The 2,080-nt window shown below is 74.1% G+C and carries 3 protein-coding genes and 1 pseudogene; 3 read left to right on the top strand and 1 reads right to left on the bottom strand.

What is annotated here, in order from left to right; translation table 11 throughout:
• The first annotated feature begins 114 nt into the window (after positions 1 to 114).
• Genes PLL68_RS09880 through PLL68_RS09870 form a run of 3 tightly spaced genes read left to right on the top strand, consistent with a single transcriptional unit; the run spans position 115 to position 1,955 of the window.
• Positions 115 to 1,173, top strand: coding sequence for an asparaginase (locus PLL68_RS09880; RefSeq protein ID WP_502910692.1), 1,059 nt, complete (start codon positions 115 to 117; stop codon positions 1,171 to 1,173).
• A gap of 7 nt (positions 1,174 to 1,180) precedes the next feature.
• Positions 1,181 to 1,606 (top strand): D-aminoacyl-tRNA deacylase, encoded by a 426-nt coding sequence (gene dtd / locus PLL68_RS09875; RefSeq protein ID WP_324533613.1) that lies wholly within the window; start codon positions 1,181 to 1,183, stop codon positions 1,604 to 1,606.
• A 28-nt stretch (positions 1,607 to 1,634) separates the two neighbouring features.
• Complete coding sequence (locus tag PLL68_RS09870) at positions 1,635 to 1,955, top strand: DUF2516 family protein (protein ID WP_324533611.1); 321 nt, start codon at positions 1,635 to 1,637, stop codon at positions 1,953 to 1,955.
• 26 nt (positions 1,956 to 1,981) lie between these two features.
• On the opposite strand, the pseudogene PLL68_RS09865 reads toward PLL68_RS09870, so the two are convergent.
• Positions 1,982 to 2,080 (bottom strand): annotated as a pseudogene (locus tag PLL68_RS09865) (class I SAM-dependent methyltransferase); the annotation flags it as partial.

The following is a 2,080-nucleotide window of genomic DNA, read 5'->3' as shown; positions in this document are numbered from 1 at the left end:
CGGGGCCGGCCCTGCCGGCCCCGGTCGTTCGTGTCTGCGGTCGCAGGCACGACCGACGCGGTGGGTGCGGTCGGTGGATGCCGTCCGCCCCGTCCCGCGGATAGGGTCACCTGCGTGCCCCAGCAGACCCCGAGTTCAGCCCATCCGTCAGGTGACCAGGTCTCCACGGTGACACCACCCGCGCTCGCGCAGGCGCCGGTGCTGGCCCACGTGACCCGCGGCGCGGTCGTGGAGTCGGTGCACCGCGCCAGCGTCGCCGTGACGGCATCCGACGGCTCCGTGCTCCAGGCGTGGGGTGACCCGCACGACCCGGTCTTCCCGCGCTCCTCGAACAAGCCGTTGCAGTCCGTGGCGATGGTGCGCGCGGGGCTCGACCTGCCCCCGCACCACCTGGCCCTGGCCAGCGCGAGCCACTCGGCCGAGCCCTTCCACCTCGACGCCGTGCGCGACATGCTCGCCGCAGCCGGGCTCACCGAGGCCGACCTGCAGAACACCCCCGACCTGCCCTACGACCCGGAAGAGCGCGACGTGTGGATCGCCGCCGGGCGCGCGGCCCGCTCGCTGGCGCAGAACTGCTCGGGCAAGCACGCGGCCATGCTCGCGACCTGCCGGGTCAACGGCTGGGACATCGCGACGTACCGCGACCCACGGCATCCGCTTCAGCAGCTCATGGCGCAGACCATCGCCGACCTCGCGGGCGAGCCGGTCGCGGCGATGGCCGTCGACGGCTGCGGCGCGCCCGTGATGGCGATCTCGCTCGCCGGGCTGGCGCGGGCGTTCGGGCGCGTGGCCGCGGCCGACCCGGGCACGCACGAGGGTCGCGTCGCCGACGCGATCCGCCAGCACCCCGAGTACCTGGGAGGCACCCGGCGCGACGTCACGGCGCTGATCCAGGGCACGCAGGGCGTCATCGCCAAGGACGGGGCCGAAGCCGTGTACGCCGTCGGGTTGGCCGACGGCCGCGGAATCGCCCTGAAGATCGCCGACGGTGGCCAGCGGGCCCGCCCGGTCGTGCTGGCCGCGGTCCTTCGCCGCCTGGGCGTGGAGTCCAGCGCGTACGAGCGGCTCGAGTCGGCACCGATCCTCGGTCACGGGCAACCGGTGGGCGCTGTCGTGGCGGCAGACCTCGACGGCACCATGAGCGTCGGCGGCTCGACCACCAACGACGCGTGACGCCGCGATGAGAGCCGTTCTCCAGCGGGTGTCCAGCGCCCGGGTCGTCGTCGCCGGCGAGGTCGTCGGCGAGCTGACCCGCCCCGGCCTGGTCGCCCTCGTCGGGGTCACCCACGACGACGGGCCGGCCCAGGTCGACACCCTGGCCCGCAAGATCGCCGACCTGCGCATCCTGCACGGCGAGCGATCGGTGCTCGACGAGGGCGCGCCCGTCCTCGTCGTCAGCCAGTTCACCCTCTACGCCGACACCCGCAAGGGCCGCCGGCCGTCCTGGAACGCGGCCGCCCCCGGCCCGGTCGCCGAGCCCGTCGTCGAGCAGGTGGTGCAGGCGCTGCGGGATCGTGGGGTCGAGGTCGCGACCGGCCGCTTCGGGGCCGACATGGCCGTCGAGCTCGTCAACGACGGGCCCGTCACCATCCTCCTGGACGTCTGATCGGCCGGCGCCGCCTACGCTTGAGCCCATGAACGCGCTCGCCACCCTCCAGAGCTACATCGTGCTGGGCCTGTCGGCGGTGGCCTTCGGTGTCGAGGTCTGGGCCTTCGTCGACTGCGTGCGGCGCCGTCCCGACGCCTTCGTGGCGGCCGGCAAGCGCACCAAGCAGTTCTGGATGCTCATCACCGGTCTCGCGGTGCTCCTCGGATTCGTGGCCCTCGGTGGGGTGGGCTTCCTCGCGATCATCGCCATCGTCGCCGCCGGGGTCTACCTCGCCGACGTCAAGCCGGCACTCGACCAGGTCATGGGTCGCGGCAGCGGCAACCAGGGGCCCTACGGCCCCTGGTGACCCGGTCACCGCGCGGGGCGAGGGCCTCAGAGCGCGCGCGGTGCCACGGCATCCCACGCGAGCGTGAGCTCGCCGACCCGCCAGCGTGCGGGTCCGTCGAGAACCGGCCACCCGGCATCCCGTAG

It is taken from the genome of Ornithinibacter sp. (assembly GCF_035443565.1).
Lineage (GTDB): Bacteria > Actinomycetota > Actinomycetes > Actinomycetales > Dermatophilaceae > Fodinibacter.
The sequence above is the reverse complement of the archived record's forward strand: the minus strand, read 5'-3'. Positions and strand labels throughout refer to the sequence as shown.

Excerpts from the sequence above, each read along its gene's own strand:
- dtd (WP_324533613.1), top strand. The coding sequence starts at position 1,181 with ATGAGAGCCGTTCTCCAGCGGGTGTCCAGCGCCCGGGTCGTCGTCGCC.
- PLL68_RS09870 (WP_324533611.1), top strand. The coding sequence starts at position 1,635 with ATGAACGCGCTCGCCACCCTCCAGAGCTACATCGTGCTGGGCCTGTCG.